At 51.0% G+C, this 24,417-nt stretch carries 21 protein-coding genes; 14 read left to right on the top strand and 7 right to left on the bottom strand.

The window, feature by feature from the left end; translation table 11 throughout:
* Window positions 1-233: 233 nt before the first annotated feature.
* Both gabP and ABX298_RS07190 read right to left on the bottom strand, forming a co-directional pair.
* Window positions 234-1,658 carry a GABA permease gene (gene gabP / locus ABX298_RS07195; RefSeq protein ID WP_367394235.1) on the bottom strand — a complete coding sequence of 475 codons (1,425 nt, stop codon included), beginning with the start codon at window positions 1,656-1,658 and terminating at the stop codon, window positions 234-236.
* A 509-nt stretch (window positions 1,659-2,167) separates the two neighbouring features.
* On the bottom strand, window positions 2,168-3,082 hold the full coding sequence (locus ABX298_RS07190; RefSeq protein WP_367394234.1) for a LysR substrate-binding domain-containing protein: 915 nt from the start codon (window positions 3,080-3,082) through the stop codon (window positions 2,168-2,170).
* A gap of 218 nt (window positions 3,083-3,300) precedes the next feature.
* Between ABX298_RS07190 and ABX298_RS07185 the strand changes: the two genes are divergently transcribed.
* The 9 genes from ABX298_RS07185 to bhcC all read left to right on the top strand — a co-directional run bounded on the left by ABX298_RS07185 (window position 3,301) and on the right by bhcC (window position 11,166).
* Window positions 3,301-4,212, top strand: coding sequence for an amino acid ABC transporter substrate-binding protein (locus tag ABX298_RS07185; protein ID WP_367394233.1), 912 nt, complete (start codon window positions 3,301-3,303; stop codon window positions 4,210-4,212).
* 57 nt (window positions 4,213-4,269) lie between these two features.
* A complete protein-coding gene (locus ABX298_RS07180) occupies window positions 4,270-5,001 on the top strand; it encodes an amino acid ABC transporter permease (protein ID WP_367394232.1) in 732 nt (243 codons plus the stop codon).
* Window positions 5,002-5,003: 2 nt separating this feature from the next.
* Window positions 5,004-5,696: an amino acid ABC transporter permease gene (locus ABX298_RS07175; RefSeq protein ID WP_367394231.1), complete on the top strand. Its 693-nt coding sequence runs from the start codon at window positions 5,004-5,006 to the stop codon at window positions 5,694-5,696.
* Between the two features lie 68 nt (window positions 5,697-5,764).
* Window positions 5,765-6,496, top strand: a complete 732-nt coding sequence (locus tag ABX298_RS07170) for an amino acid ABC transporter ATP-binding protein (protein WP_367394472.1) — start codon at window positions 5,765-5,767, stop codon at window positions 6,494-6,496.
* Window positions 6,497-6,854: 358 nt separating this feature from the next.
* Window positions 6,855-7,205, top strand: a complete 351-nt coding sequence (locus ABX298_RS07165) for a RidA family protein (protein ID WP_153434573.1) — start codon at window positions 6,855-6,857, stop codon at window positions 7,203-7,205.
* A 59-nt stretch (window positions 7,206-7,264) separates the two neighbouring features.
* On the top strand, window positions 7,265-8,560 hold the full coding sequence (locus ABX298_RS07160; protein ID WP_367394230.1) for an NAD(P)/FAD-dependent oxidoreductase: 1,296 nt from the start codon (window positions 7,265-7,267) through the stop codon (window positions 8,558-8,560).
* Between the two features lie 61 nt (window positions 8,561-8,621).
* Window positions 8,622-9,023, top strand: a complete 402-nt coding sequence (locus tag ABX298_RS07155; protein WP_367394229.1) for a RidA family protein — start codon at window positions 8,622-8,624, stop codon at window positions 9,021-9,023.
* Between the two features lie 20 nt (window positions 9,024-9,043).
* Window positions 9,044-9,991 (top strand): beta-hydroxyaspartate dehydratase BhcB, encoded by a 948-nt coding sequence (gene bhcB / locus ABX298_RS07150; RefSeq protein ID WP_367394228.1) that lies wholly within the window; start codon window positions 9,044-9,046, stop codon window positions 9,989-9,991.
* A gap of 11 nt (window positions 9,992-10,002) precedes the next feature.
* Entirely contained in the window at window positions 10,003-11,166 is a 1,164-nt protein-coding gene (gene bhcC / locus ABX298_RS07145) for a 3-hydroxy-D-aspartate aldolase BhcC (RefSeq protein WP_367394227.1), read from the top strand.
* A gap of 874 nt (window positions 11,167-12,040) precedes the next feature.
* On the opposite strand, the gene ABX298_RS07140 is transcribed toward bhcC, so the two are convergent.
* Window positions 12,041-12,478: a helix-turn-helix domain-containing protein gene (locus ABX298_RS07140; protein WP_367394226.1), complete on the bottom strand. Its 438-nt coding sequence runs from the start codon at window positions 12,476-12,478 to the stop codon at window positions 12,041-12,043.
* A 186-nt stretch (window positions 12,479-12,664) separates the two neighbouring features.
* Here ABX298_RS07140 and ABX298_RS07135 point away from each other — a divergent pair, with 186 nt between their 5' ends.
* The 4 genes from ABX298_RS07135 to serS all read left to right on the top strand — a co-directional run bounded on the left by ABX298_RS07135 (window position 12,665) and on the right by serS (window position 15,702).
* A complete protein-coding gene (locus ABX298_RS07135) occupies window positions 12,665-13,390 on the top strand; it encodes a metallophosphoesterase (protein ID WP_367394225.1) in 726 nt (241 codons plus the stop codon).
* A gap of 11 nt (window positions 13,391-13,401) precedes the next feature.
* Complete coding sequence (locus tag ABX298_RS07130) at window positions 13,402-13,758, top strand: hypothetical protein (protein ID WP_367394224.1); 357 nt, start codon at window positions 13,402-13,404, stop codon at window positions 13,756-13,758.
* Between the two features lie 77 nt (window positions 13,759-13,835).
* Window positions 13,836-14,240 carry a hypothetical protein gene (locus ABX298_RS07125; protein WP_132844263.1) on the top strand — a complete coding sequence of 135 codons (405 nt, stop codon included), beginning with the start codon at window positions 13,836-13,838 and terminating at the stop codon, window positions 14,238-14,240.
* Window positions 14,241-14,427: 187 nt separating this feature from the next.
* Window positions 14,428-15,702: a serine--tRNA ligase gene (gene serS, locus ABX298_RS07120; protein WP_367394223.1), complete on the top strand. Its 1,275-nt coding sequence runs from the start codon at window positions 14,428-14,430 to the stop codon at window positions 15,700-15,702.
* A gap of 124 nt (window positions 15,703-15,826) precedes the next feature.
* Here the strand turns inward: serS and ABX298_RS07115 are convergent, their stop codons facing one another.
* The gene (locus tag ABX298_RS07115) at window positions 15,827-19,222 is read right to left on the bottom strand and encodes a P-loop NTPase fold protein (protein ID WP_367394222.1); all 3,396 of its coding nucleotides are present in this window, start codon (window positions 19,220-19,222) and stop codon (window positions 15,827-15,829) included.
* Between the two features lie 582 nt (window positions 19,223-19,804).
* Between ABX298_RS07115 and ABX298_RS07110 the strand changes: the two genes are divergently transcribed.
* Complete coding sequence (locus ABX298_RS07110) at window positions 19,805-20,131, top strand: hypothetical protein (RefSeq protein WP_367394221.1); 327 nt, start codon at window positions 19,805-19,807, stop codon at window positions 20,129-20,131.
* Between the two features lie 198 nt (window positions 20,132-20,329).
* Here the strand turns inward: ABX298_RS07110 and ABX298_RS07105 are convergent, their stop codons facing one another.
* The 3 genes from ABX298_RS07105 to ABX298_RS07095 form a co-directional block, all read right to left on the bottom strand.
* Window positions 20,330-21,709, bottom strand: a complete 1,380-nt coding sequence (locus tag ABX298_RS07105) for a tyrosine-type recombinase/integrase (protein WP_367394220.1) — start codon at window positions 21,707-21,709, stop codon at window positions 20,330-20,332.
* A gap of 62 nt (window positions 21,710-21,771) precedes the next feature.
* The gene (locus ABX298_RS07100) at window positions 21,772-22,371 is read right to left on the bottom strand and encodes a hypothetical protein (protein WP_367394219.1); all 600 of its coding nucleotides are present in this window, start codon (window positions 22,369-22,371) and stop codon (window positions 21,772-21,774) included.
* On the bottom strand, window positions 22,358-24,205 hold the full coding sequence (locus tag ABX298_RS07095; protein ID WP_367394218.1) for a site-specific recombinase: 1,848 nt from the start codon (window positions 24,203-24,205) through the stop codon (window positions 22,358-22,360). The genes ABX298_RS07100 and ABX298_RS07095 overlap by 14 nt, the downstream gene beginning before the upstream one ends.
* Between the last annotated feature and the right edge of the window lie 212 nt (window positions 24,206-24,417).

Raw genomic sequence — 24,417 nt, 5'->3', positions numbered from 1 at the left:
TATGTGGATGTTGTGATCACACAGTATTTTGGTGAGGCCGGTACCCGCGAAGTAGCGTGCCTGGCCCTGAAGAAAGCGGCGACGCCCTGGATCGATAACCGGCTTCGGATCGTATGAGGGACGGATCTAGATGGGGGTGGTGTTGCCCGAAGGTGTGCTGCGACGGTTTTTCGCTATAGCTACTAGCAGACAAAAATGGCCGGCGGGCCGACCATATTTTTCCATTGAGTAAATCAGGCACCTGCTGGGGCATCCGCTGCAGCCTGATCACCTTTCCGTTTGCGGCCATTCAATAAGCCAACGCATACGGTAAAGATCGCTAGAAGGGCGGTAGACAGTACTTCATAGCGGTGCTGGGGCATCATCAACATTACGGCAAGGGCCGCAATGATGAACACGATCACTGCCCAGGTGAGCCACGGGTACAGCCACATCCGAAACTCAATTGGTGCGCCACTCGCTTGCAAAATCTTCCGCATCCGTAGCTGGGCAACCGCAATCACCAGGTAAACCAGCAGCGCAACTGCACCCGAGCTCGCCAGTAGGAATGCGAAAACGTGGGCCGGGGCAAAGTAGTTCGCGATAGTGGTGAGAAAGCCTACAGCCGTACTCGCCAGAACTGCTGCCCTAGGAACATGGCTTTCGTTTGTGCGCTTGAGTCGAGCTGGGGCATCACCGCGCTTGGCGAGGGAGAAAATCATACGTGACGACGTGTAAATCGCTGAGTTCAGGCAGCTGGCAACGGCTACCAGAACCACGATATCCACGATGAGTTTTGCGTGCGGGATATTGAGCAGTTCGAGCGCTCGTTGATACGAGCCAACCTGCACCAGCTGTGGGTCGTTCCATGGAACGATGGAGATCACGATGAAGATGGAAACGAGGTAGAACAGAGCAATTCGCCAGATCACAGAGTTCGTTGCGCGGGTGATCTGCTTAGCGGGATCCTTGGATTCAGCAGCAGCGATGGTGACAATCTCTGTACCCATGAAGCTGAACATCGTTGTCAGGAGAGCGCCAATCACCGTGGCATACCCATTCGGCATGAATCCGCTATGACTCTCCATCAAAGAAGCCAATCCACTGACGTCCCGATCCGGCAAGCCTCCTACAAGCGCGACTGCGCCCAAGGCGATGAAAGCGATGATTGCTATGACTTTTAGCAGTGAGAACCAGAATTCAAACTCGCCGTAACGGGCAACGCTGAACAGATTCGTAACGGTCAGGAGGAAGGTTACCGCTAGTGCGAACACCCAGGTATCGATGGTGGGGAACCAGGCATTCAGGATTGCCGCAGCAGCAATGGCCTCTAGCGGAATGACTAGCACCCAGAACCACCAATACAGCCAACCGATAGTGAACCCGGCCCAGCGCCCGATTGCTCGGTCGGCGTATGTAGAAAAGGAACCTGTATCAGGTGAGGCAACAGCCATTTCGCCAAGCATGCGCATGACTAGCACGACAAGGCTACCGGCCAGGAAATAGGCAATGATGGCGGCTGGCCCAGCGGCTGCTATTGCATGGCCGGAACCTACGAACAAACCAGCACCAATCACACCTGCAATTGAAAGCATAGTTACATGGCGTTGTTTCAAGCCAGGCGCAAGTGACGCTTGCTGGTTTTTGGACAGTTGTGAAGCGAGAATAACCTTGGACATCAAAACATCCTCTTATTTTTGTATAAAGGTATGCTTCTTAAACGCGTGGGATGACTCCGTAATATATTCAATACGGGGGGGCGTTCAAGCCCTAGCTGGGCGGATTCTTGGCAATAATCAATGAAGAACTTGATTATCTAATCAACTTCTCGACCCATGGATGGCGGGTATTGTGTGCAATGCGGGGTGTAGCTTGTGCCCAAATCAATGGTGCAATAAATCACGATCTACTGTCCTTAAGGTACAAGAAAGCTAACCTTTGACCGATCGGTCAGTCTTTGAGTGCTTGCCGAGGCTCTCGTCTAGCGGTCGTGCAGCGAGAGTACGGCCTTCATGCAGGTGCGAAGGTGAGGCGCTCCGGTATAGGGAATAGCACCTCATAGTGAGGTACCTGTAGTTTCCCACGAGGTCGGAGCTTCCTGGAGCTGCTCAGCACCCTTTTTGCTAGCCTGCATCGATGCCTCTTCAGCGCAAGGTGAGTCTCCCGTTTAAAGGCCAGTCATGGAGCTCTAACTGCCGGGCTTCGAAGGCTTGAAATCGTTTAGGAACTCACCGAACGCAGCTTTGAATTCAGTCACGAATTCGTTAGTGATAGTGGAAGCCTTTATGTGAGTGGGGAGGATAATACTCCAGTTGATAGAAATTGCGGGCTGTAGAGGTCTGATTACAAGCGATGAGGAATATCTGTCGGCCGTGAATGGATCGACAATCGAAATTCCAAAGCCAGCTGAGACCATGCCGCAAGCTATCATCGATAAAGGCGTTTCTGCCTTTATACGTCGGATGATGCCACGATCTCTCATTATACTATCCACCATCACATGCATAACTGATGGCTTGATGAGTGAAATGAAATCCTCAGAGTCGAAGTCTTCTGGAGTTAGGTAATCCCGTTCGGCCAATCTATGGTTTACTGGTAAAACAGCAACCATTTCGCATGGAGGTAAGTCCTCCACTTTCACACCAGGCATTTGGGTGTTCTCTACAATGCCAAGGTCGCACTGGCCGCTATTGACCCAATCAAGTACAAAGTGTGAGTTCATTCCATGTAGAGACATGTTGAGGTTTGGGCGCGAACCCAGAAAACGTGCAGCGAAGGAAGGTAAGAAGCCATTTGCCAACCCTGGCAATGCGGCTACACGTAACGAACCTCCACGCCTTTCACGTAAATCACGTGCAAGGTCGAGTATGCGTTCAAGGCCTTGGAAGGATCTGTCGACCTCACGGTAGAGGGCCATGGCATCGCCTGTGGCAATGAGGCGCCCACCAGTACGCTCGAATAGGTTTAGTCGGGTCTCATGCTCAAGATCCCTAATAAGTCGGCTGATAGCAGGCTGGGTGATCCCCATAATCCCTGCCGCCGTGGACATGGATCCTCCAATGATGATTGCCCGGAACGCCTCAATTTGTCGATGCTTGAGCATGAATCTCTCCGTAAAGGCCATAACATTTCGTTATAGAGTAGGCGCGATAATGCATTTGACGGGCATCATCGCACCGCATTTATTATAGGGCAAGGACGACAGAGACGTGTCATGGAGAGGTCTGCTAGCAGGCCAGGCGGTTTTACGGAAGATTTAGGAACGTGGTAAATACGAAAAACTAAAACAATTCCAATATCGGAATATTGAGGAAACCTATAATGCTAAAGAAAGCGGTCAACCTCGCCTTGCTCCTTGCAGTTGCTTCAACAGCAGTTTCCGCTGAAGAACTGACTGGTACCCTGAAGAAAATTAAAGATACTGGTGTGGTTACGATTGGGTTCCGTGATTCATCGTTGCCGTTTTCGTATCTTGATGAGAACCAAAAACCGGTTGGATATGCAGTCGACATTTGCCTCAAGGTCGTTGACGAACTGAAGGAAAAGCTGCAGGTTCCAAGCCTGCAGACGAAATTCAATCCTGTTACTTCAGCATCTCGAATTCCTTTGATCGCAAATGGCACTGTTGATATGGAATGCGGGTCAACCTTCAATACGGTCGAGCGCCAAAATCAGGTCGCGTTTGCAAATACGTATTTCTTAACTGCAAATAGGTTTGTATCAAAAAAATCTAGCAATCTAAATACAATTGCGGATCTGGCTGGTCAAACCGTCGTATCTACATCGGGGACTGCAAATATTCAAGAGCTGAGTATGACGAACGTCGCACGAAAGCTCGGTATCAAAATTGTTGCCGCGAATGATCATGCTGAAGCCTTTTTGATGCTCGATACTGGCCGTGCTTCAGCGTTTGTAATGGATGATATCCTGTTGGCATCGCTCGTGGCGGGTTCACGAAATCCATCGGACTACTCCATTTCTTCTGAAGCATTTTCAGCTCCTCAACCTTACGCAATCATGATTCGTCGAGGTGATCAGCAGTTTAAGGGCTTTGTGAACGAAGCCACAGCAAAGCTTTACCAAAGCACACAGATGCAAGAAATTTATAATAAATGGTTTAACCAACCTATACCCCCGCGTGGATTGAATTTGGGCGTACAGCTTAGCCCGGCACTTGCAAAAGCGTTCAAGACACCTTCCGATTCTGCCGATACGGCATCCTACCTGCCATAACACTGATTGGTCATGACTGAATAGTCATTAAAACTGTCCTTAAAGGAGGATTAGTTTATGAACTACATGTGGAATTGGTCTGTATTTCTTCAAGAGTCGCTAGATGGGTCGGGGACGTATCTCAATCTGCTTCTGATGGGGCTTCGGGTTACGATTACTACGGCTCTCTCCGCCTGGTTCCTCGCGCTTGTGTTAGGCTTGGTGGTCGGAGTTCTAAGGACATTGCCATCTAAAGTAGGGCAAACCTTCGCAAGTGGCTATGTGGAACTGTTCCGAAATATCCCTTTCTTGGTGCAAATATTCCTCTGGTATTTTGTCCTTCCAGAGCTAGTGCCACAAGAGATGGGGCTCTGGTTGAAAAGCCTTCCTGATGCTCCATTCTGGACGACCGTGTTTGCTCTAGGCTTCTATATGTCAGCTCGTGTAGCTGAGCAGCTGCGCGCGGGCTTAGGGTCTCTGCCACGAGGTCAGAAGTTTGCAGGTACTGCGATAGGGCTAACAACCGCACAGGTCTATCGGTATGTCTTGTTACCGATGGCATTTCGAATCATATTGCCGCCGCTAACCTCTGAATTTTTGAATACCGTTAAAAATACTTCCGTTGCCCTGACGATTGGGTTGTTGGAGCTCACCGCAAGAACCCGCGCGATGCAGGAATTCACTTTCCAGGTATTCGAAGCTTTCACATTGGCTACTGTTTTGTACTTAATCACAAACATCCTGGTTGCATTTGGGATGCGCGCGATTGAAAGAAAGTTGGCCATACCAGGTTTTAGAGCGGGGAGATGATCATGTTTCACAACTTTGATTTCGATGTCATCGCTCGCTCTCTGTCGTACCTGTTCTTGGAGGGCATGCAATTCACGTTGTTGCTGACCGTGCTGGCGACCGTTGGTGGCTTGGCTCTGGGTACGCTGCTTGCGCTAATGCGCTTGAGCTCCCACAGCACTTTGTCGGCCGCCGCTGGAGCGTACGTTAACCTGATGCGCTCACTTCCGCTGATATTGGTCATTTTCTGGTTCTACTTTCTTGTCCCATATCTAGGCGCATGGTTGATAGGATCATCGCAACCAATTGCAGTCGGTGCGTTTGCATCTGCTTTAATTACGTTCACGCTATTTGAGGCTGCCTATTTCTCGGAAATCATGAGGGCGGGCATACAGTCTGTATCACATGGGCAGACAGCAGCTGGCTATGCAGTAGGGCTGAGTTACACGCAAGTAATGACAAATGTTGTACTGCCTCAGGCGCTTAGGAATATGGTTCCATTGATCCTAACTCAGACGATTGTTCTTTTTCAGGACACATCGCTTGTGTACGTGATCTCTTTAACCGATTTTCTCGGCGCGGCATCTAAGGTTGCGCAGCGCGACGTTCGCTTGGTGGAGATGTATGTCTTCGCTGCAGTTGTATATTTCCTCATCTCTTACGTGGCCTCACGCTTGGTCAAGCGTCTGGAAGCTCGCACAGCGATTATACGGTGATAAAAATGCCAGCTACCTCTAAACTCCAAGTTGTAAACGAAGTGTCGCAGCAGTCAGTTGGCCCGGCCATGATTCAAATTAATGGGGTCAGTAAATGGTACGGCCCGAGCTTCAAAGTGCTAACCGACTGTACAACCAGCGTCCGTAAGGGAGAAGTCGTGGTCGTTTGTGGGCCATCCGGATCTGGCAAGTCGACGCTTATCAAATGTGTTAATGCGTTAGAGCCAGTACAAGCAGGGTCTATAATCCTGGATGGGATACAGGTTACTGATAAAAAAACTAACCTGGCAAAGCTGCGTTCGCGGGTGGGAATGGTCTTCCAACACTTTGAACTTTTTCCGCATCTTCGTATTTCAGAGAACCTCTGCTTGGGGCAAGTGAAAGTGCTCGGTAGATCCCGTGATGAGGCGATGGATAAAGCTTTGAAGCTTCTTGAACGCGTGGGATTAAAAGACCATGCGAATAAGTTCCCTGGTCAGCTATCGGGTGGACAGCAGCAGCGAGTGGCGATCGCCCGGGCGTTGGTCATGGATCCGATATGTATGTTGTTTGACGAGCCTACGTCCGCTCTTGATCCAGAGATGATCAACGAAGTGTTAGATGTAATGGTCGAACTCGCCCAAGAGGGCATGACGATGTTGGTTGTTACCCATGAAATGGGGTTCGCTCGGAAAGTCGCTGATCGAGTTATATTCATGGATAAAGGCCAAATTGTGGAAGATGCGAAAAAGGACGAATTTTTCGGTACACCTCGGAGCGAGCGTGCGCAACTCTTCTTGTCGAAGATTCTGTCGCACTAATCCAAGTTGGCTAAGCCTGAGTTTCAGGGCCGCCTTCTATAGAAGGCGGATCCACTTCGCTCAATTTTCTTATAGAAAAATGACCTTAAATGTAAGGCTGTCAGGGGAGAGCTGTTCTATAGCCGTCTAGGCAAGCCCTAGTACACAGGTTTATGTCTTCAATTTTCTACCGGGCATAACATTTTGTAATCGCACGGCTGCTTATTGGCATTTGACTGCGGCGCTAAGATGTCCAAATATTATGTCCATGCACTGAACGCTGTAGCGGTACGGGGTCAGTTTGAATTGTAAATTCGGCACCTGCGTGTGAAAACTATTACATCAGCAGATGCTCTCAATAAAAGTTGGATTAGTGATTATGATTACGCGTCGTGATAAAGCACCGATTATGCATCGCTCAGTTGAGTTCAATGGTGTTGTTTACCTGGGCGGGGTGATTGCGGATGCCACAGATGGTCTCGACATGCGAGAGCAAATGCTGCAGGTGTGTAGCAAGCTGGATAAATTGCTGTCAGTTGCAGGCAGCGACAAAACCCGACTGTTGTCGGCGAATCTGTTCATTACTGATATGAATAATAAAGCTGAAATGAACGAGGTGTGGACGTCTTGGCTGAGTTCTGATTGCTTGCCGGCACGGGCTACTATCGGTGTGTCGGATTTGGGCTCCAATGTTCTCGTTGAAGTGGTAGTAACTGCAGCCAAGTACTAATAAGGATTTTTATTAATTTCTAGCGGCATGGTTTCGCACTGCCGTCGTGAGAGCGAATTATGAGTTCGAGCGATAAACATGTTGGAGTCATAGGCGCGGGAGTCGTTGGCGTATGTACAGCGTTGATGCTTCAGCGTCGTGGATTCAAAGTTACGATCATAGATCCTAACCCTCCTGGCGAAGGAGCATCGTTTGGCAACGCAGGGTGTTTCAACGGATCATCCGTTGTACCAATGTCTATGCCTGGGATGATCAAAAACGTCCCAAGCTGGTTGCTGGATCCAATGGGGCCGCTTGCCGTTCGGTTTAATTACCTGCCTAACATAACGCCTTGGCTAGTCCGATTTCTGCTAGCAGGAAAACGTGCCAAGGTTTGGGAGCAGGCACAAGCACTCCGAAGCCTCATTGGCTCGACTGTGCCTCTGATCAAGTCATTGGCGGAGGAGGCCGGTGCTGAGCACCTCTTGCGACATGAGGGGCACCTGTATGTGTATCGTTCGGATTCAGCGCTTGCCAAAGATCGCGGTGGGTGGGAGCTCCGGAATGCCAATGGAGTCTCCACCCAGTTGCTGAATGCTGACGAACTGTATGAGTTCGATCCCAATATCTCTCGCGCCTACACCAAAGGGCTGTTGATCGCTGAAAACTCGCATACGACCAATCCTTACGAACTGGTGAACGCGATTTTCCGAAAGGTACTGGAAAATGGTGGGAGGTTCGTGTCCGCGCGGGCAACAGGCTTCATCGTTAATGACGCTACGTTGAGTGGCGTCGAAACTACCTCAGGTACTGTATCCGTTGACGCTGCAGTTGTGGCAGCCGGCGCCTATTCGAAGCCGCTCGCTGAGGCCTTGGGAGACAACATCCCCCTTGATACCGAGCGTGGATATCACATTCTGATTCGTGATCCCCACGTAGTACCTCGAATTCCGACTACGGATGCTGAGGGTAAATTCATCGCTACGCCGATGGATACGGGTCTCCGAATCGGCGGAACTGTTGAATTTGCAGGTCTTCAAGCTCCTCCAAACTGGAAGCGAGCAGACGTGCTGTATACACATGCGCGAAATCTTTTCCCCGGCCTTTCCTCGACGAGGCCAGAGAAAAATATTACGAAGTGGATGGGGTTCCGCCCTAGCATCCCCGACTCGTTACCAGTGATAGGGCGTTCTCGGCGTTGCCAGCATGTGATCTATGCGTTTGGCCACGGCCATTTGGGCATGACGGGGGCTCCGATGACAGCAATGTTGGTCTCTGATCTTGTTTCAGGCGAGAAGCCAACGATTGATATTGCTCCATTTTCTCCAGCCCGCTTCGCATTGTTCGGTGGAATACAGTCCCATCAGATGTATTGAAGAGACAGCCATTCGCACTCTTTTAATTTTTTGAGCTGATTTGAAAGATTAGAGACTTCTAATGAGCGATATCGAAATTGTTTCTACCAATAATGCACCTCAACCATTGGGGCATTACAGTCAGGCGGTGAAAGGCGGTGGTTTGATTCATATCTCCGGTCAGCTTCCAATAAAAATTGGAACACAAGCCGTCAATGAGGTCGCGCCCTTCGCAGAGCAGGTCGACCAGGTTTTGCAGAATATTCTGGCAATTCTCAGCGCAGCCGGCGCTAGTCCGTCTGATGTGCTGAAAGTCACGGCTTACATAGTTGGCGTTGACCAGTGGGGAGTCTTCAACGCTGCGTTTGCTAAGGCCTTCGGGGATACTCGGCCAGCTCGCTCAGTGGTTCCAGTTCCAGAGCTACACAACGGCTTCCTCATCGAATTGGACGCCGTTGCTGTTGATCCATCCAACCAAAAATAGTCCTACTGGCGGTGGTGTAAATGATCATTCCAACAATTCAAGACATGGTTGAAGCACGGGAAAGGATCGCCCCATATATCCACAAAACTCCAGTTCTTACGTCGAGCTTCATCAATGGAGTGGTGGGTGCTGAGCTTTTTTTCAAGTGCGAGAACCTGCAGAAGGCGGGAGCCTTTAAAGCTCGGGGGGCCTCTAATGCTGTATTTGGCCTTTCCGATGAGCAAGCTTCTAAAGGCGTGGCTACTCACTCCAGCGGCAATCACGGCACCTGCCTCTCTTATGCAGCAGGCCGACGCGGCATTCCCTGTACCGTGGTTATGCCCCGTACTGCGCCCCAGGCGAAAAAGGACGCAGTAAAAGGGTATGGTGGCGTTGTAGTTGAGTGTGAACCCTCAACGTCATCACGCGAATCGGTCTTCGCCCAAGTCGTCTCTGAAAGCGGGGCAGAGTTTGTGCATCCGTATAACGACTGGCGGGTGATCGCTGGCCAGGCAACCTGTTCGGCGGAGCTGATTGAGCAGGTGGAAGGATTGGACTCGGTCATCGCACCAATCGGTGGCGGTGGCATGGTCTCCGGTACGTGTCTTACTCTTTCTCATCTCGCGCCACAGATCAAGATATACGCGGCTGAACCGCTGAACGCTGACGATGCGGCTCGTAGCTTTAGAGCTGGGGAAATCATTGCTGACGATGCACCTGTGACTGTTGCTGATGGTCTAAAGGTTCCGCTGAAAGATTTGACATGGTACTTCGTCCGCAATCATGTAACCGACATTCTCACCGCTACCGAAGAAGAAATCATTGATGCAATGAAACTGATTTGGAAGCGAATGAAAATCGTAGTTGAGCCTAGCAGTGCTGTGCCGCTTGCCGCGATTTTGAAAAACAAAGAGTTATTTGCTGGTCAACGCGTCGGTATCATTATCACCGGCGGTAATGTCGATCTTGATAAACTTCCCTGGAGTTGAGGAGAAATTTAATGAACGCCCCTGCAAATATGAATGAATTGCAAGTTGGTTACGATGTTCCCGCTTTGCCAGGAATGGATGAAAGTGAAATTCAGACGCCATGCCTGATCTTGGATTTGGATGCGCTGGAGCGCAACATCAAAAAGATGGGCGACTATGCTAAGGCTCACGGAATGCGTCACCGGGCTCATGGCAAAATGCACAAGTCCGTTGATGTGCTTCGCTTGCAGATTGAGCTCGGCGGCGCTGTTGGCGTCTGCTGTCAAAAGGTTTCTGAAGCAGAGGTTTTTGCCCGCGGTGGTATTACCGATATTTTGGTAACCAATGAGGTGCGTGATCCGCTAAAAATTGATCGATTGGCCCGGTTGCCAAAATTCGGTTCTACCGTAACTGTATGCGTCGACGATATCGACAATATCGCTGACCTGTCTGCTGCTGCGAAGAAATATGGGACACAACTGGGGATCTTGGTAGAGATCGACTGTGGGGCAGGCCGGTGCGGGGTAACAACTACCAATGCAGTAGTTGAGATTGCAAAGGCTGCTGCTGTCTCTGAAAATCTGGCATTCAAAGGCATTCAAGCTTACCAGGGTGCGATGCAGCATATGGACAATTACGAGGATCGTAAGGCGAAACTCGAAAGTGCAATCGCTCAGGTAACGGAAGCAGTCGAAGCGTTGAAAACCGAAGGCTTGGCTCCGGAATTGGTTTCTGGTGGGGGCACTGGCTCCTACTACTTTGAAAGTAACTCTGGTGTTTATAATGAACTTCAGTGTGGTAGTTACGCTTTCATGGACGCGGATTATGGGCGCATCCTAGACGTCGACGGCAAACGTATTGACCAAGGCGAATGGGAGAATGCGTTGTTCATCTTGACTAGCGTCATGTCTCACGCCAAACCACATTTGGCGGTAGTTGATGCTGGGCTTAAAGCCCAGTCGGTTGACAGTGGACTTCCCTTCGTTCACGGTCGTGATGATGTCAAGTACGTTAAGTGTAGTGATGAGCACGGAGTCGTTGAGGATCCCAAGTGTGTCCTGAAGGTGAATGAAAAGCTGAAGCTGGTTAGCGGTCACTGTGACCCAACATGCAACGTCCACGACTGGTATGTAGGTGTGCGGAACGGAAAAGTTGAGTCGCTCTGGCCAGTATCTGCTCGTGGTAAAGCATATTAATATTTGTTGAGTGTGCGGAAGTCACTTATCTGTGGGGGTGGTTGACGGTATTCATACATCGAGAATACAGTCGAATTTCAATTGCCCAATGGTGCCCACTTTGTTTGTGGGCATTTTTTATTCCGCACGGCTGATATTTCTTGTCTTTCAGGGGCTTAGAGCAAGGAGAACAACAATGGTTCTGATTCGACTCCACAGAAGTGGAGGGGTCTTTGACAGGTGAATCTTTCGCATGATTACATCAATTCGATGCCAATTCACTGGCTCGGAATCAATGACCATCGGCGATTTGACTTCAAGCAACATGAGAATTTCCAACCCTGCGCTGAGCCTTTTAATGGCGTCAACAGTGTGAAATGACATTCGCTCATGGCTTGCCCAGCCATGCCTCAATCCAAAGAAATGACCTACGAAGACGCCTTCAGGCAGCTGAGTTTCGCGCACCTGTGTCGAGAGCGTCGAATCGGTATGGACGGCAGAATGGTACGGCAAGCCCTGCATGAATCAGCTTGGAAGGGGGCTGCTCGGCCAAATACTCAAAGTCCGCCACTTTTGCGTCGAGCGCACCCAAGGTCTACTGCACGGCGGGGCAGTTCATCTTTGACGTGATCAATCACGCAACACAAGAGAGCTGAGGAGGCACGTTTGTCCATGTGTTCATAGAAAGCCGTCCAGCTCGTCATGGATTAAGCGTCCTTACCAGTCAGCACGTCAGACGGTATAAGAGGAGCGACTCATGCTGATGATGAGAAAGTACAACCCCAGGTTCGCCACCGAAAGTGAAATCGAAGCGCAGCGCTACGCGAAGCGCCGCGAATGGCTTGATTTTGGATGGGTTTTTAGGTGCTTTTTCCCGCTCGCTTTTCGGAGCGGTTTACCAGTGCCTGGCTACTGTCTGCTTGGAGACGGCCAGGGCTCTGGCGACCTCGGCCTTCGTTAGCCCCTCATCCTTCAGGCGTTGCACATCCTCTCGGCGTTTAGCCGCCGCCGCCACTCGGGAGTGGCCCTCTTCTTGATCGACGATCAGCGGCTCAGACCCGCCGGCTAAGGCGGTTACCTCTTTCGAAACCTGCTTCAAGAGATCGCTGGGACGCGTTGCCTCTTCGGCGCTGTAAGCCAGAGCTAGCAGAGAGAGGGGATGGACGCCTAGCTGTCGAGCAATCTCATCGAGCTTTTCAATCGTGACGCCACGTTCAGCGCGCTCCACTCTGCTGAGATGTGAGGCAGTCACGCCATCTTCTAAATCGGTCAGCAGCACCTGCTGTTGCCGGCGCACATGTCTCAACGCAGCGGCGAGGGAATGCCTGAGCATTAGGGGCCATTCTCTAAAATACGACTGTATGCCCCGTTTGCCGAGTTCCGCTCAATGTCGTATAGTCAAATGCGGAACTGGCTGCCGGTCTTCGCTCGTGTGGGAGTTGTGCCGCTGGAGCCAGGTCTTATCAATATATCGATTATTCGTCGGCCGGGGCTGCTAGCTCGCTCTGGAGGGAGCGTCATGAAATTGTTGGTCTATTCGGATTTGCATCAGGAATTCGCTCCATTCATCCCTCCCAAAGTTGATGCTGATGTGGTCGTGCTTGCCGGGGACATCCATACAAAAGCGCGTGGCATTCAGTGGGCAAATGAGACGTTTGATGGTCAGGTCGTTTACGTCTGCGGTAACCACGAATTTTACGGTGGCCATATCGATCGAACGCTTCAGAAAATGAGAGGAGCTGCAGGGCCGCGTGTCCGCCTGTTAGAAAATGAGACATGGGTTTGGAACGGCACCCGATTTCTGGGGGCCACCACCTGGACAGACTTTTCATCCACGGGCTCTCCCGCTGTGGGTATGCGCGTAGCAGCGGCTCGCATGAACGACTTCCAGATGATCCGCGCGGATCGTTGCTATCGCCGGCTGCGCCCGATAGATCTGATGTCCCGTAATGCAACCTCTCGTGCCTGGCTTGCTCGGGAGCTTGATAAGCCTTTCGATGGGCGAACTGTCGTCATTACGCACCATGCACCTGTGATGAGCGTCATAGACGGGCCTCGCGATCACCTGACGGCAGCTTATACGAACCATTGGCCCGAGCTGGTTGACAAGGCCGATCTGTGGGTATTCGGCCATACGCATCGTGCGGTAGACATGAGGTTCGGTCGCTGCCGCATCGTGTCCAATCCCAGAGGCTATCCCGGTGAGCAAACAGGATTCAATGCCAGCCTGGAGATCGAACTGTGATGAGCCGAGACATGCCTGTTCGAATTCACCCCACCTACTGGATCAGGACTTTTGGTGCGACCTCGGCGGATGTGCGGTTCAACCGTCTTCCCACTGTAATCCAGCAGGCAAAGGCAGCCATCTCCGGCGCTGATATCGACGGGTTTCTGATGTGCGCATTAGAGAAGCCACCACTGATGACGGGATTGATGTTTTGCGACCGTCGGCAGGAGTTTCCTGAAGGGTTGCCTGTATGTACACCGCCTGTGGTGGAGAGGTTTTACAGGGAGGGCTATCAGGTCGTGATGACTCAGGGTGGAGCTCAGTATGTGATTGCCCATTGGTACTACCAGAACGGTGCCCTGCGGCCATTTATTGAGGTGCACTGATATGTCAGATAGCCGGGTGGATGTGGCGATAGGTGAGGACACCACAAGGTGAGCGCAAGGGGTGTTGGGAAGTTGAAATGGTAGATGCAGTATTGGTGAGAAACCTGTTGCTTCAGACAGGTGAACGGATACATGGAGACAGTGGGCCAGATGCAACGTTGATTGAATTGGCTATGTCACGTTCAACAGGAAAAGCAGTCTGCGTGGTGAAGGATTGGCTGCTGCTTGATGTCATGGTTTCAGACCAAGATGAGGATTCGCTGCGAGGCCAAGGGCTTCAGCCAACGGTGTTGTTCGCTCGCGAAATTCTGTTCGACAGTCGCTGCCTTGGAGCACGAATGGGTGCACTTAGATCTGGGTTCCAGCGTTCCCATGATTCAGCGGCATTCGAAACGCCGGACGTGATTTATCTATTGGCTGGCCCAGGTCAGCGTAAGCATGCGAGCGTGCCAGCACTGTTGGCATTGGACAGATTGAGCTGAAAATTGTCGGTGGCAGCGACCCCCTTGCAAGTGGGCAGAGTATGCCACCGCTTACACACCCACCTGATTCAACACTCAATGGCGACAGAGCCGTTGTTGGAGGCATACCTCGCCCAAGAAGTCGGCCTTTAGCAATTTCACGGCACCGTGGCTTTTGACCAGGTATGCGCAGCCATAAGGTCATCCTATGCTCGACCCTCATCAGTTACGCGATCAACTACGCAGTGTGGTGGGTCGCCTGACCACTCGCGGCTTTACCCTTGATGTCACGCACATGGAATCATTGGAAGGGCGCCGCGAAGCGGTGCAGATCCGTATCCAGAAACTCCAGGCGGAGCGCAACGTACGCTCCAAGACAATCGACCAGATAACGGCCAAGAATTCTGACATTGCATCGTTCATGGCGGACGACGAGCGTGCAACCGATGAGCTTGCCGCAGGAAAAGCCGAGCTGGATGCCATACAAACCGAACTCACTGATTTCTTGCTGACCATCCCCAACCTACCGGATCCCGATGTGCCCGTAGGGCGCGGCCAAGATGACAACGTTGAGGTACGCCGTTGGGGCATGCCTCGTCAGCTTGATTTTGAAATCAAAGATTCAGTTTTCCTTGGGACGCTAAGCGGCGGGTTAGATCTTGACGCCGCCTACAAGTTATCAGGTGCACATTTCTCGTTGTTGCGCGGCCCGATCGCTCGTCTGCACCGTGCCCTGGAGCAGTTCATGATTGAGATGCATGCCAGCCAGCACGGCTATGAGGAGACCTACGTTCCCTACGTCGTTCGGGGATCAGCTCTGCAATGTACTGGCCTGCTCCCTAGGCTCGAAGAAGACCTGTTCAGGGTAGTGGGTAACGGCACAGCAAGCGGTTACCTCATCCCGTCTGGTGATGTAGCGCTTATGAACCTCGTCGCCGGTAAGCTCCTCGACGCTAATCAGCTGCCGCTGAAGCTGCTTGCCAACACCCCGTGTTTTCGCAACGAGGCGGGGATGTATGGCCGAGATACGCGTGTGACGTTAATGGAGTATCAAGCCGACGAGGTCGCGCTTGTGAATATCGTGGAACCATCGGCATCCATGTCGGCCTTGGAGGAGATGGTGGTCTGTGGCGAGCGCGTTCTGCAGTGCCTCGAATTGCCTTATCGCATTCGTGAGGTGTGCACGGGTGACCTGGGCTTCAGCGCCTTGAAAAGCTATGACCTGGAAGTATGGATGCCGAGCATGGGCAGATATCGAGCGATCGGATCTTTCAGCAATGCGGGTGACTTCCTGGCTCGACGGATGCAGGCCTGTTGGCGTACCTCGGCAACCAGCCAGCCAAAGCTGGTGCACACAGTGAGTTGTTCAGGCATGCCGGTCGGCATACTCCTGAAGGCGATCCTGGAGAACTATCAAGAAGTTGACGGAAGGATCCGTATACCGGGTGTGCTGAGTCCAATGATGGGAGTCGAGACCGTCTGATCATCTGAAACTGGTAGGGGCTTCAGAGCAGGCGACAGGATCAGCCCATTGCGCAGGGATGCACAGTTGCCGGCTCTCACTGACGCGGCCGTGTTCATCACCGCGTCAGCACATCCTTCATATATCACCCTTCCTGCTCGGGCTCAGTATCGCGAGCGCCTCTTTTGAGAGACTGGATCAGGCGCTTGAAACCTCTGGTCTCGGAGAATTTTTTGTACAGGGCCGGGGTGACCGTGGATAGCTTCGCCACTGCCTCCCCCATCGTGCTCCGGAGTTCAGTTGAATACTTGAATGCAGCGATCTGCTCGGCCTTGGCATCAAAGAATTTGGCCAGAGCTGGAAGCCCCTCAGGATCCCGGCTGAGGTAAGCCAAGAACAGGACGATTCGCTGCACCTCTTGTGGATTCGATGGCTGGACATCCGGAATCAGATGGCCATATTTTGCTAGTGGTGCGACGAAATCATCAGGCTCTACAGATTCAGCGAAGAGCAGCGACCTCAGACGAATCCCGACAACATCCCGTTGCTGGGTATCTAGGGCCTTCAACAGCGTATCCACGATAGCGTACTGTTTTGCTCCCCACGGAGAAGTCATCGACCCGTTGGCAAGAGAACTAAATATGTTGATCAGGGCATCGATGACGGCAGCAATCGTCGGAATGGAAATGTGCTTCTGGACTATGGCGTCAATGACTACCAAATGCTGCTTAGCCCCCGTAGAGATGATCTGAACCCACTCATCACGCGTACGCTCTGCACTGGTAATCTGCTCGACGATACCCTGTCGCGTTTTCGGCAGTACCGTCTCATCCGACTCCATGATGACGCTGATCAACTGACAGTCCACGTTGAGAATGTCCTGGCAGTTTTTCTTGACGTATTCGTCCCACGGAGTCAGCCAGGTGGCGACATCATGCACAGGCACCCCAAAAGGCTCTATCGCTTTTGTCAGGATGCTGAAGTTAGCTACTACCCAGCTGTGATTTAGCGTCCCGATTCGCCGTTCTCTAATGAGATGAGCCAAGAAGCAACTGATCGAATCGTTCACCTCTTCATTGAGCAGCAGTTCGAACAGTGCACCTGTTTTTAGCGTTGCATTCGCGAGCGCACGGAAAACGCAGGACTCAATGATTCCGTCCAGATCCGGCAGCTTAGCCAAGGCTTCCGCATCCGCTTGGCGAATGTAGGTAATTGCTGCAACAGCTTTGATCAAGGGGCTTGCGTTGTTAGCAAGCAACGTGGTGATGGTGGTGGCAATAACCTGATCAACGGTCGTGGCCAACGCCAGGCCTACCACCGCACTCTCTACTTCGCCGGCGGCACCAACGAATTTTGCAAGCACTGCTGTATCTGTAGCAGAAATACCACCGCTGACGCCGCCGCCAAAATTATGATCTGCGTACAGCCATTCGAGGGCTGGGACAACCGCTTCGATGGGCAACGGCACTCGATCAAGCGGATGGTCTGGGCAACTGACCAATTGTAAGTGCGCCTCAGGTAGACCTGAGCTCGCAAAGCTGAACGCTTGGGCTTTGATCACTTGTAGATGGGCCATATCGGGCAGTAAGTGCATAAGATGCTCTGCCCGTTTTACAACGACCTCCTCGAATTCCAAGTCTTGAGCTTGAAGATAGAGGTCGTACTCCTTCATGAGATTCCAGGCCGGTTCCAGCAGCTCTTGATCAAAGCTGGAGTTGAGCATTTTCATCAGATTGGACTTCAACCGATCGCCATGCCCTGTAAGCAGGCTCCCAGCCAGTCCGTGGGCTTTGCAATAGCGGACGGCTTCGTAAAACTCTTCAGACCCTGTGTGCGACTCACTGAAGAGCTCCAACTGCGCGGTGTTGAACAGATCCAGCAGCGGTGCAATCCATTCCCCTTGATCAGCTTGGTGCGCTTGGGAAATGGTTGGCAGCAGGGAGGCCAACACTGGCCGCTTAGCGATGAGTCGCTTCATGGCGTCAGAGAAGCCGAACAACGAAGTGAGCCTAGCCAAGTCCTCATGATCGTTGTTCGCGAATGCTTCTGCCAATGGTGAGTCTAAAAGCTCAGCGATCGCGATGTCGCCCGATGTCAGGTAATGAATCTGCAGAAACTGGATTTGCCAACCAGTCTCCATGGAGTCACCAAGTGTGGCGCTCAGCAGGGCTTTGGTGTCCTTGGCGAGTTCGATTTGGGCTTTTTGAGCTTTCTCTATCTCTTCAACATAGGTAGCAGAAAATCCATCGGTGCGCAGGATCTCCACCAACGAGAACTCCGCATATTTGCAGAGCAGAAGATGACCGGCGATGGCCAAAAGGCTGATTTCTTCACCTACAACCAGGGCTGTGGTGGCGATATCGTTAATGAATTTCTTCTGCAGCCGTGGCGTGACTAGATTGTTTGCCATAGGACTGTGGCGCTGTAGCAACTGTGCGCTCTGCTCGACGATGCTCCCACCGTCATCGGGGAACGTATGGTTCCACAACTGGCGAAAGCCGTCTTTCCACCCCGAGGTGATGACAGGTGGCGAACGGAACACGACCGGGAATTTCTTCGCGATAAAGTCCTTGCTGTCGTAACGACGGTCACCCTCAGCCTTCAGGTATTCCGCAACCTTAGTCGAGCAGAACGGAACAATGACGGTCAGGTTCGTGGCCTCTGCAGCTACTGCGATGAATATCTCCAGGTCGCTCCAAACCGAACGCAGACTGTCCTTGGGTAAGCGATCCAGGTTGTCCAGGATGATGACGAAACGCTTATCTTCGACCACCTTCAACTGCTCAAGTAGCGTCCGCTTAAGATCCAGAGGCGTCACCTCCTTACCCACCTGAATCTTTTCCTCGATATGATCATCGCTTGAGCCTTTAAAGAGGCTCAGAAGGCTCCACTTCTGGCCACCGACTTCCACCTTCCTGTGACAGTACTTAGCGAGACCAAGGATCAAAATCGGGCTGAAGAACGAAATGAGATGCACACCAATCAGCCACCAAAAGGGGGCGCTCAGAGTGTTGGTGAGTGCGGCTGCTTCGGGGGACGTGCCAGTGATGGCAGCATGAGAACTACGCGAAAGCGCGAAAAGCTCTCGAAATGAAGTCGCGGCAAAAAACAGGCTGGCGACGAGGGCCAACGCCCAGGCACTGACCCGGCTTGTCGTCCGTTTGTTGTATTCGAACAAACGTCCCAGTGCGCGATCCCGAGAAGCTTTCAGGGCCTCTGCGTCTTTGCTGACATGAGGTACTTCTTGGAGCACCTCATTGGTGAAGAGCTCGATGAAATTGCTCTTCGTCGACCCCTGGTAATTTTGCTCGCAATCGAAAAACCATACCCGAAAATCGGGACCGGCAGCCGTCAGCTTCCCCTTCAACATGTTCAGGATCGAGCTCTTGCCGGAGCCAAACTCACCGTCAAGGCCCACGACTTTGGAAGGCTTTTCGCTCACCAGATGACCATGCATTGCATTTGCCACCTTGTCGTGGCTGCCACCAGGAAACACATCCTGGCTTGCGGGATGTTCAGTGTGGAAATTGATCAATCTCATAGAAATCCCTTTTATCTCTCCCCTCGCGGAATAGGGGCGAGCACGCTCGAACACTGGGGATAGGCGAATTCAACACAGCGACATGCGCTTAAGCCTAAACACCATATGTAGTAATAATCAGACGAATAGCCACAAGATAGTGGTCTCCAGCATGGATGGCAAGCTGCCATGCGCTCTAGCGATCTGAGAAATTCTTTACCAACCATTGATGGCAAGTGTCCGGCGAACTCATCTGCGTAAGTCGGGCCGACACCTACTGATGCAGCACCAGTTACCCGACCTCATTGGCCTGCTGTGTCGGAAGCTGCATCAGCACATCTTTGAGATAGGCATATGGATTAGGTCAGATCCTGTGAATCGGAGGGGAAAGGCCCTCACTAGAGATTGCAGGGAATTGACCGATTGCGCCTGCGGAGAAAGTCTTTACTCGACAGGTGAGGGAAGGCAGGATCAGCGGATGGTGGCAGGATGTTCACGGTGCGAGGCGGTGCATGAGCTGGAGGGGCTCAGTGTGACGTGGTATGAAACGCTTGCCGTGCACTGGTTTCTTCGCCTCTGTTAACTTTTATCAAGGATAAGCAAATGGCCAAAGTGGTTCGAGATGACCAGGTTGAATTACATAGTCAATCCATCCAAAAAACGTTGAAGGAGATCGATAAACTGCTGGACGGATCCCAGCTGGACAAAGCTGGCCCGTTGCGTAAAAAACTACGCGATCGGATTCTCGATGCATTCGACGAAGTCGGTAAGCAGTGGTATCGCAAAGGTTTCAATCGCGGGCACAGGCAAGCGTACGAAGCCTTTTCTGAAACAGACAACGTGCCCCGTAAGCTGAAGGCCAGTAAGGTTCGGCAGTTTACGCCATCCAGCAAGCATATCTCAGTGAAGCTCCGTTCGACGCTGAAATAGTGCGAAGGGAGCAGGCAAACTGAGCTGCCACGTTCCAGGGGATGCACGGATCTTCGCCCTGGCCAACCTAATATTGCTGGTTGGTCAGCCGGTTGAAGTCGCCGATTGGTCAAGGCGTTATTGCACCCATCTCGCTTCCGATTTCAAAACCGTAGCCCAGCGTTGTAAGAGCGCCTTGATCGAAGGTTCGTCATCGAGTTATCTCGGAAATAGGCTATCGGTAAAACCGTCTCTAAATCTTGTCTCTAATTCATCTGCGACTTTGTAATCAGAGTCTCGGGCCTCTCTGAGCCTAGCTAGTGAGCCATGAAATTCCTCTTTAGAGATTCGGCCCTCATTAAGATCTGAAAGGAGGCGATCAAAGTAGTCGTCGAACTGTCTATGTATTCTCAGCAAGTCTGCAGCGGAAACCGAAGCGGTGTAATTGTTGACTCGGGCAAACGCTATATCAATATAGGTATCTAAGGCAGATAACGTTTTCTGCCCGGTTAATTGAAGGATCTCCCTTTTGAAGAACGTGTCACTGATGAGCTGGTTTTTGAAGACCGCCTCATCCTTGAAGCGATGTCGCTCGATCATTAGTGCGAACATATTTGTTATGAATGCGTGCCTGAAAAGGTGTGCTGTAGCCGGTTCGCTTATGCCAGACTTTATCCTTAATTGACGGATTTCATTCGTAACGCTGTCTGGACTGTAGGGCGCGCCGGTGGTTTCGGCAACGAGTACAAAGCCATGGTCTTTACCATTAAGACATTTGTCGATGATGTCGGCGCGATATACTTCGATGTAGTCGTGTATTTCATTCAAGAGCATGCGAGTAACAGGTACTTTTCTTGTCTGGAGTCTGCCACGCTTCAGCGTGATGAACTCCAGGCTCGGATATTTCATAGTCATTGCTTGATGGAAACTTTCAATCGTTAGTTCCGCGATTTCACCTCTCCGGCCACCAATGTTTTCCAGTAGTGATATTAAAAGTTGTGTGCGCGCCGCTATATGATCTGAGGTGGGAAGCTTGTTTGCAGTTTCGCGCAGATCTTTGATAGTGTGTTGTGAAATGGGTTTTCGCTTCTCTCTCGATTCTCCAGAGCTAAAAGAGTGATGCCGCCAGACATAATTGTAATGACCGGCGGGGTTCTTGACTTTATCTTGGTAGGCCTTGATTATTCCATTCTTGGCGACAAATCTTTCATTGTTGAAAAGTGCTCCTATGAACTCTAAAAAGCTTAGGCAGACGCTGCCTATGTCATGAATTGTATTTTCATTTCTGGCCAGTTGATTAGCATAGAGCTTATGTTTTTCACTGCGCAGTCCATCGATAAAGTTACTGAACAGGCCATCATTTAAGTCGGTGAGATTGATATTTAAGTCGTAAGCGAATTTTAGCAGTGTATTGACCTTGTTGGCATAAGCACCTATCGTGCCGCCGCCTTTACCTCTGCGGGCCAGGCCATTTTTCCGCTGCATGCTAACTTTGTTACGTAAGGAGATCATGTATAGGTTGGCCAAGTGACAGGGAGAGCCATTGGGCCAGTAGAGAAATGAAATGTTGTCAGCCTCTTTTACAGTAATGCGTTTCAAGGAATAGTGGCTGAACAGCGTAACTTTTTTAACAATTCTTCGCGTCTTTCTCGACTCCGTATTCAATTTTTGGCCCTTCTTTGTCCGATGGGTGTGACCTTGTTGCCAGTGGGCGTTGTATTGAAAGGAGGTGTGTTAATACCCAAGGCTGCCTTTATTGTATCGCCAGTGTCGCGGATGATTTTTTCTCTTTGTTGGGGATCTCTTTCTTGCCGAACGTTTTCAAGCGCACCCATAGCGATAGAGATGCACTGCAATAAATTGAAGTTTGAATTTATCAGTGATTCTATTTCTGCTTCCAGATTTGACTTTTGAAGCTTTAGGCCTTCTTTGGTTATCTTTCCTGTGGAGCCAATTGAGGTGGTTTTTAGTGCCGAGTTGGCCTGGGCTCTAAGCTTTTCTAACTCATCGAAGCCTGTTGCCAAAAAAAGTGAGGCATATTTTTTTGCGGTATTAAGTGATATTGGTATGAGTACTATTGAACCTTCATTGGTGTCGATTTGAGCTTTTAGGGATACCATGGCTCCTTGGCTACTGAAGGCCTTAATGATTTCTTCACGGGCGACAAATTTTTCAGGGTGCGCAATGACGTAATGTAAAAACTCTCGCAGTGCTGTCACTGCAGCCCGTCCCTCAGTTGAGTGCTTTTCAGGCTTTCTCATGAGGCCTCCTGCGAACTGTAGTAATGATGTTTACCTTAACGCCCCCGGATTGGAGGATGAATTCGGGTTCAGCCTCGACCAAACCACTGTTGACCAATTGTTCGATTCGCGTTTCAAGCTTGGCGGCATCACCTTTCACGTAGGTATACGTGCCGTAGGTCTCATGTACCAAATCCATGAGCTCAGTAAAGCCTTCTTCACCCTTGGTATATATTTGATGCGCAAGGTGATAGGCTTTGGCTCCCGCCAGAATCGTGCCGTCAATGTTTTCGTTGATGTAGTGCCAAAGATGTTCAAGGTCGATGTGGCCCAGCATCCATCTGATGGTAGATTCGTCACCGCTTTGGGCACAGTGGAAGAAGAGCATTGCAAAGAAGCGACGAAGTTGATGCTGTCGCAGGTAGTATCTCTTGCCGTCACAAAGCTCCGTTTCGAAATAGTCACAAAAGAGATCGAGATTTCGCAGATATACACTGAGTCCACTGGACAGCATTCCTCCTGCTGTTAATGCTGGGGAGGTAAACAACGTAAGGCCTTCTTCAGCAAACCCCGTCTCGATGAGAGTGCGGTGATATTCTTCTAGATTCTCGATCATCTCTGCAGCAATCGGCTCGATGGGACGCATGATGCTTTTACGCTTGCCCATCATGCCGCGACTACTTTTACGTAGCTGAAATCTCAACCACTGTCGGGTGATGTCCAAGCTTTCTAGGGCTGGGAGGTCAATCAGCTCCCCCATGCGCCGGGCGGTCGTCGTACCGGCTACGACTTGTACGCACCCCATGTAGACGCCAAATAATTCTAGGAATCCAACGTTGGCTCTAAGCTTTTTGTAATGCTTCTCACGCCCCCCCGTCCGTTGGGTAAGGTTCATGCCAAAGGGGGAGCCAGCATTTGCCGCTGAAATCCCCAGCTTTTTAACCCCTAGCGTCTTAAGCGACGCAGGACATATGACCAAAAGTTCTTCGTCTGTAATTCTATTGAGCGTGATACCGTCAGCCTGGCATTTTCTAAGCAGCCTGTTCATTAGCAAAACGATATCTTTTCCATACTGATAGTGAAATTCGATAGCATCTTTTACACTGCTAAGCACCACACCAGATGGTGCCGTTCGAAAAGATCCTCCTACCTTGCTATCATGGACAGCGTAGGTTTGGATCGCTTTTAAACTACTCGTGGGTGGCGCGTCGACTCCTAGTTTGTGAAGTGCGCCCATAGAGTACAGGGCCTTACGATAGGCTGAGAAAATGCTGTCCGTCATTTTCTCGCCATCGGTTGTAGACACTGGCATTGCGTCATATTCTCTTCTATAGGAGTCGAAGTCAGAGAGATCTAATACCGGGTAGTAAGGCTTCTTTACGTTCTTGGCGTAAACTGTCGATCTAAAAATTTGCTCACATATTTTGCGGGTGTCAATACGTGCGGGCCGAACCACGGGGGGCCAGTCTTTTGCATATCCGTTGATAACCAAACTAGCACGGATGGCTGGTATATCTTCAATGGGTATGGAAAGGCGGCTCGCCTCAATCTGCTGCTCGGTGACTACGGTCAGGTGTGGGTATGCAGCGAGCGTCTGATTGATCGCGCTCTCTGGCGTATCTGAACACAGCTTTGTCAGGAATGATGAAAGTCGATCGGGCCAGTCGAAAACAGATTCTGCCGATGACTTACTTTGAGCAAATTGCGTTAGCATGCCCATCAGGTTCTGGGCCGAAAGTCCTGCTAAACCCGTGGTTAGCAACCCGTATCCCTCTGCGTTGAGCAGCAAGTGATCGATTATTTTCAGAGCGATATGGTAGGCGCGAACCTGTGTTTTTAAGCCGTTAGTGTGCATGTCGTGGTAGCCTTGGTTACTTGTAGCTACCATAATGAAATGTTTAAAACTGGTTAGAAGCCCTGCATGCCGAGGCTCCGTGAGGACAGAGCCGTCGTATAGTTCGACGCACCACTCAAGATGCCTAGGAACCTTATAACCGAAACTGACCTGCCATACGTTCTGGTCAAAGTCATTGAGTAGCCAAGGCGCAGTACGGTACGCCTCAGATA

The organism is Pseudomonas sp. X4 (genome assembly GCF_040784925.1).
GTDB classification, from domain to species: Bacteria; Pseudomonadota; Gammaproteobacteria; order Pseudomonadales; family Pseudomonadaceae; genus Aquipseudomonas; species Aquipseudomonas putida_Z.
The sequence above is the reverse complement of the archived record's forward strand: the minus strand, read 5'-3'. Positions and strand labels throughout refer to the sequence as shown.

Coding starts and splice junctions, on each gene's coding strand:
- bhcC (WP_367394227.1), top strand. CDS start 10,003: ATGAACGCCCCTGCAAATATGAATGAATTGCAAGTTGGTTACGATGTT.
- ABX298_RS07140 (WP_367394226.1), bottom strand. CDS start 12,478: ATGCTCAGGCATTCCCTCGCCGCTGCGTTGAGACATGTGCGCCGGCAA.
- gabP (WP_367394235.1), bottom strand. CDS start 1,658: ATGTCCAAGGTTATTCTCGCTTCACAACTGTCCAAAAACCAGCAAGCG.
- ABX298_RS07190 (WP_367394234.1), bottom strand. CDS start 3,082: ATGCTCAAGCATCGACAAATTGAGGCGTTCCGGGCAATCATCATTGGA.
- bhcB (WP_367394228.1), top strand. CDS start 9,044: ATGATCATTCCAACAATTCAAGACATGGTTGAAGCACGGGAAAGGATC.
- ABX298_RS07115 (WP_367394222.1), bottom strand. CDS start 19,222: ATGAGATTGATCAATTTCCACACTGAACATCCCGCAAGCCAGGATGTG.
- ABX298_RS07155 (WP_367394229.1), top strand. CDS start 8,622: ATGAGCGATATCGAAATTGTTTCTACCAATAATGCACCTCAACCATTG.
- ABX298_RS07110 (WP_367394221.1), top strand. CDS start 19,805: ATGGCCAAAGTGGTTCGAGATGACCAGGTTGAATTACATAGTCAATCC.
- ABX298_RS07160 (WP_367394230.1), top strand. CDS start 7,265: ATGAGTTCGAGCGATAAACATGTTGGAGTCATAGGCGCGGGAGTCGTT.
- ABX298_RS07170 (WP_367394472.1), top strand. CDS start 5,765: ATGATTCAAATTAATGGGGTCAGTAAATGGTACGGCCCGAGCTTCAAA.
- ABX298_RS07135 (WP_367394225.1), top strand. CDS start 12,665: ATGAAATTGTTGGTCTATTCGGATTTGCATCAGGAATTCGCTCCATTC.
- ABX298_RS07125 (WP_132844263.1), top strand. CDS start 13,836: ATGGTAGATGCAGTATTGGTGAGAAACCTGTTGCTTCAGACAGGTGAA.
- ABX298_RS07095 (WP_367394218.1), bottom strand. CDS start 24,205: ATGCACACTAACGGCTTAAAAACACAGGTTCGCGCCTACCATATCGCT.
- ABX298_RS07185 (WP_367394233.1), top strand. CDS start 3,301: ATGCTAAAGAAAGCGGTCAACCTCGCCTTGCTCCTTGCAGTTGCTTCA.
- ABX298_RS07180 (WP_367394232.1), top strand. CDS start 4,270: ATGAACTACATGTGGAATTGGTCTGTATTTCTTCAAGAGTCGCTAGAT.
- ABX298_RS07130 (WP_367394224.1), top strand. CDS start 13,402: ATGCCTGTTCGAATTCACCCCACCTACTGGATCAGGACTTTTGGTGCG.
- ABX298_RS07175 (WP_367394231.1), top strand. CDS start 5,004: ATGTTTCACAACTTTGATTTCGATGTCATCGCTCGCTCTCTGTCGTAC.
- ABX298_RS07165 (WP_153434573.1), top strand. CDS start 6,855: ATGATTACGCGTCGTGATAAAGCACCGATTATGCATCGCTCAGTTGAG.
- ABX298_RS07100 (WP_367394219.1), bottom strand. CDS start 22,371: ATGAGAAAGCCTGAAAAGCACTCAACTGAGGGACGGGCTGCAGTGACA.
- serS (WP_367394223.1), top strand. CDS start 14,428: ATGCTCGACCCTCATCAGTTACGCGATCAACTACGCAGTGTGGTGGGT.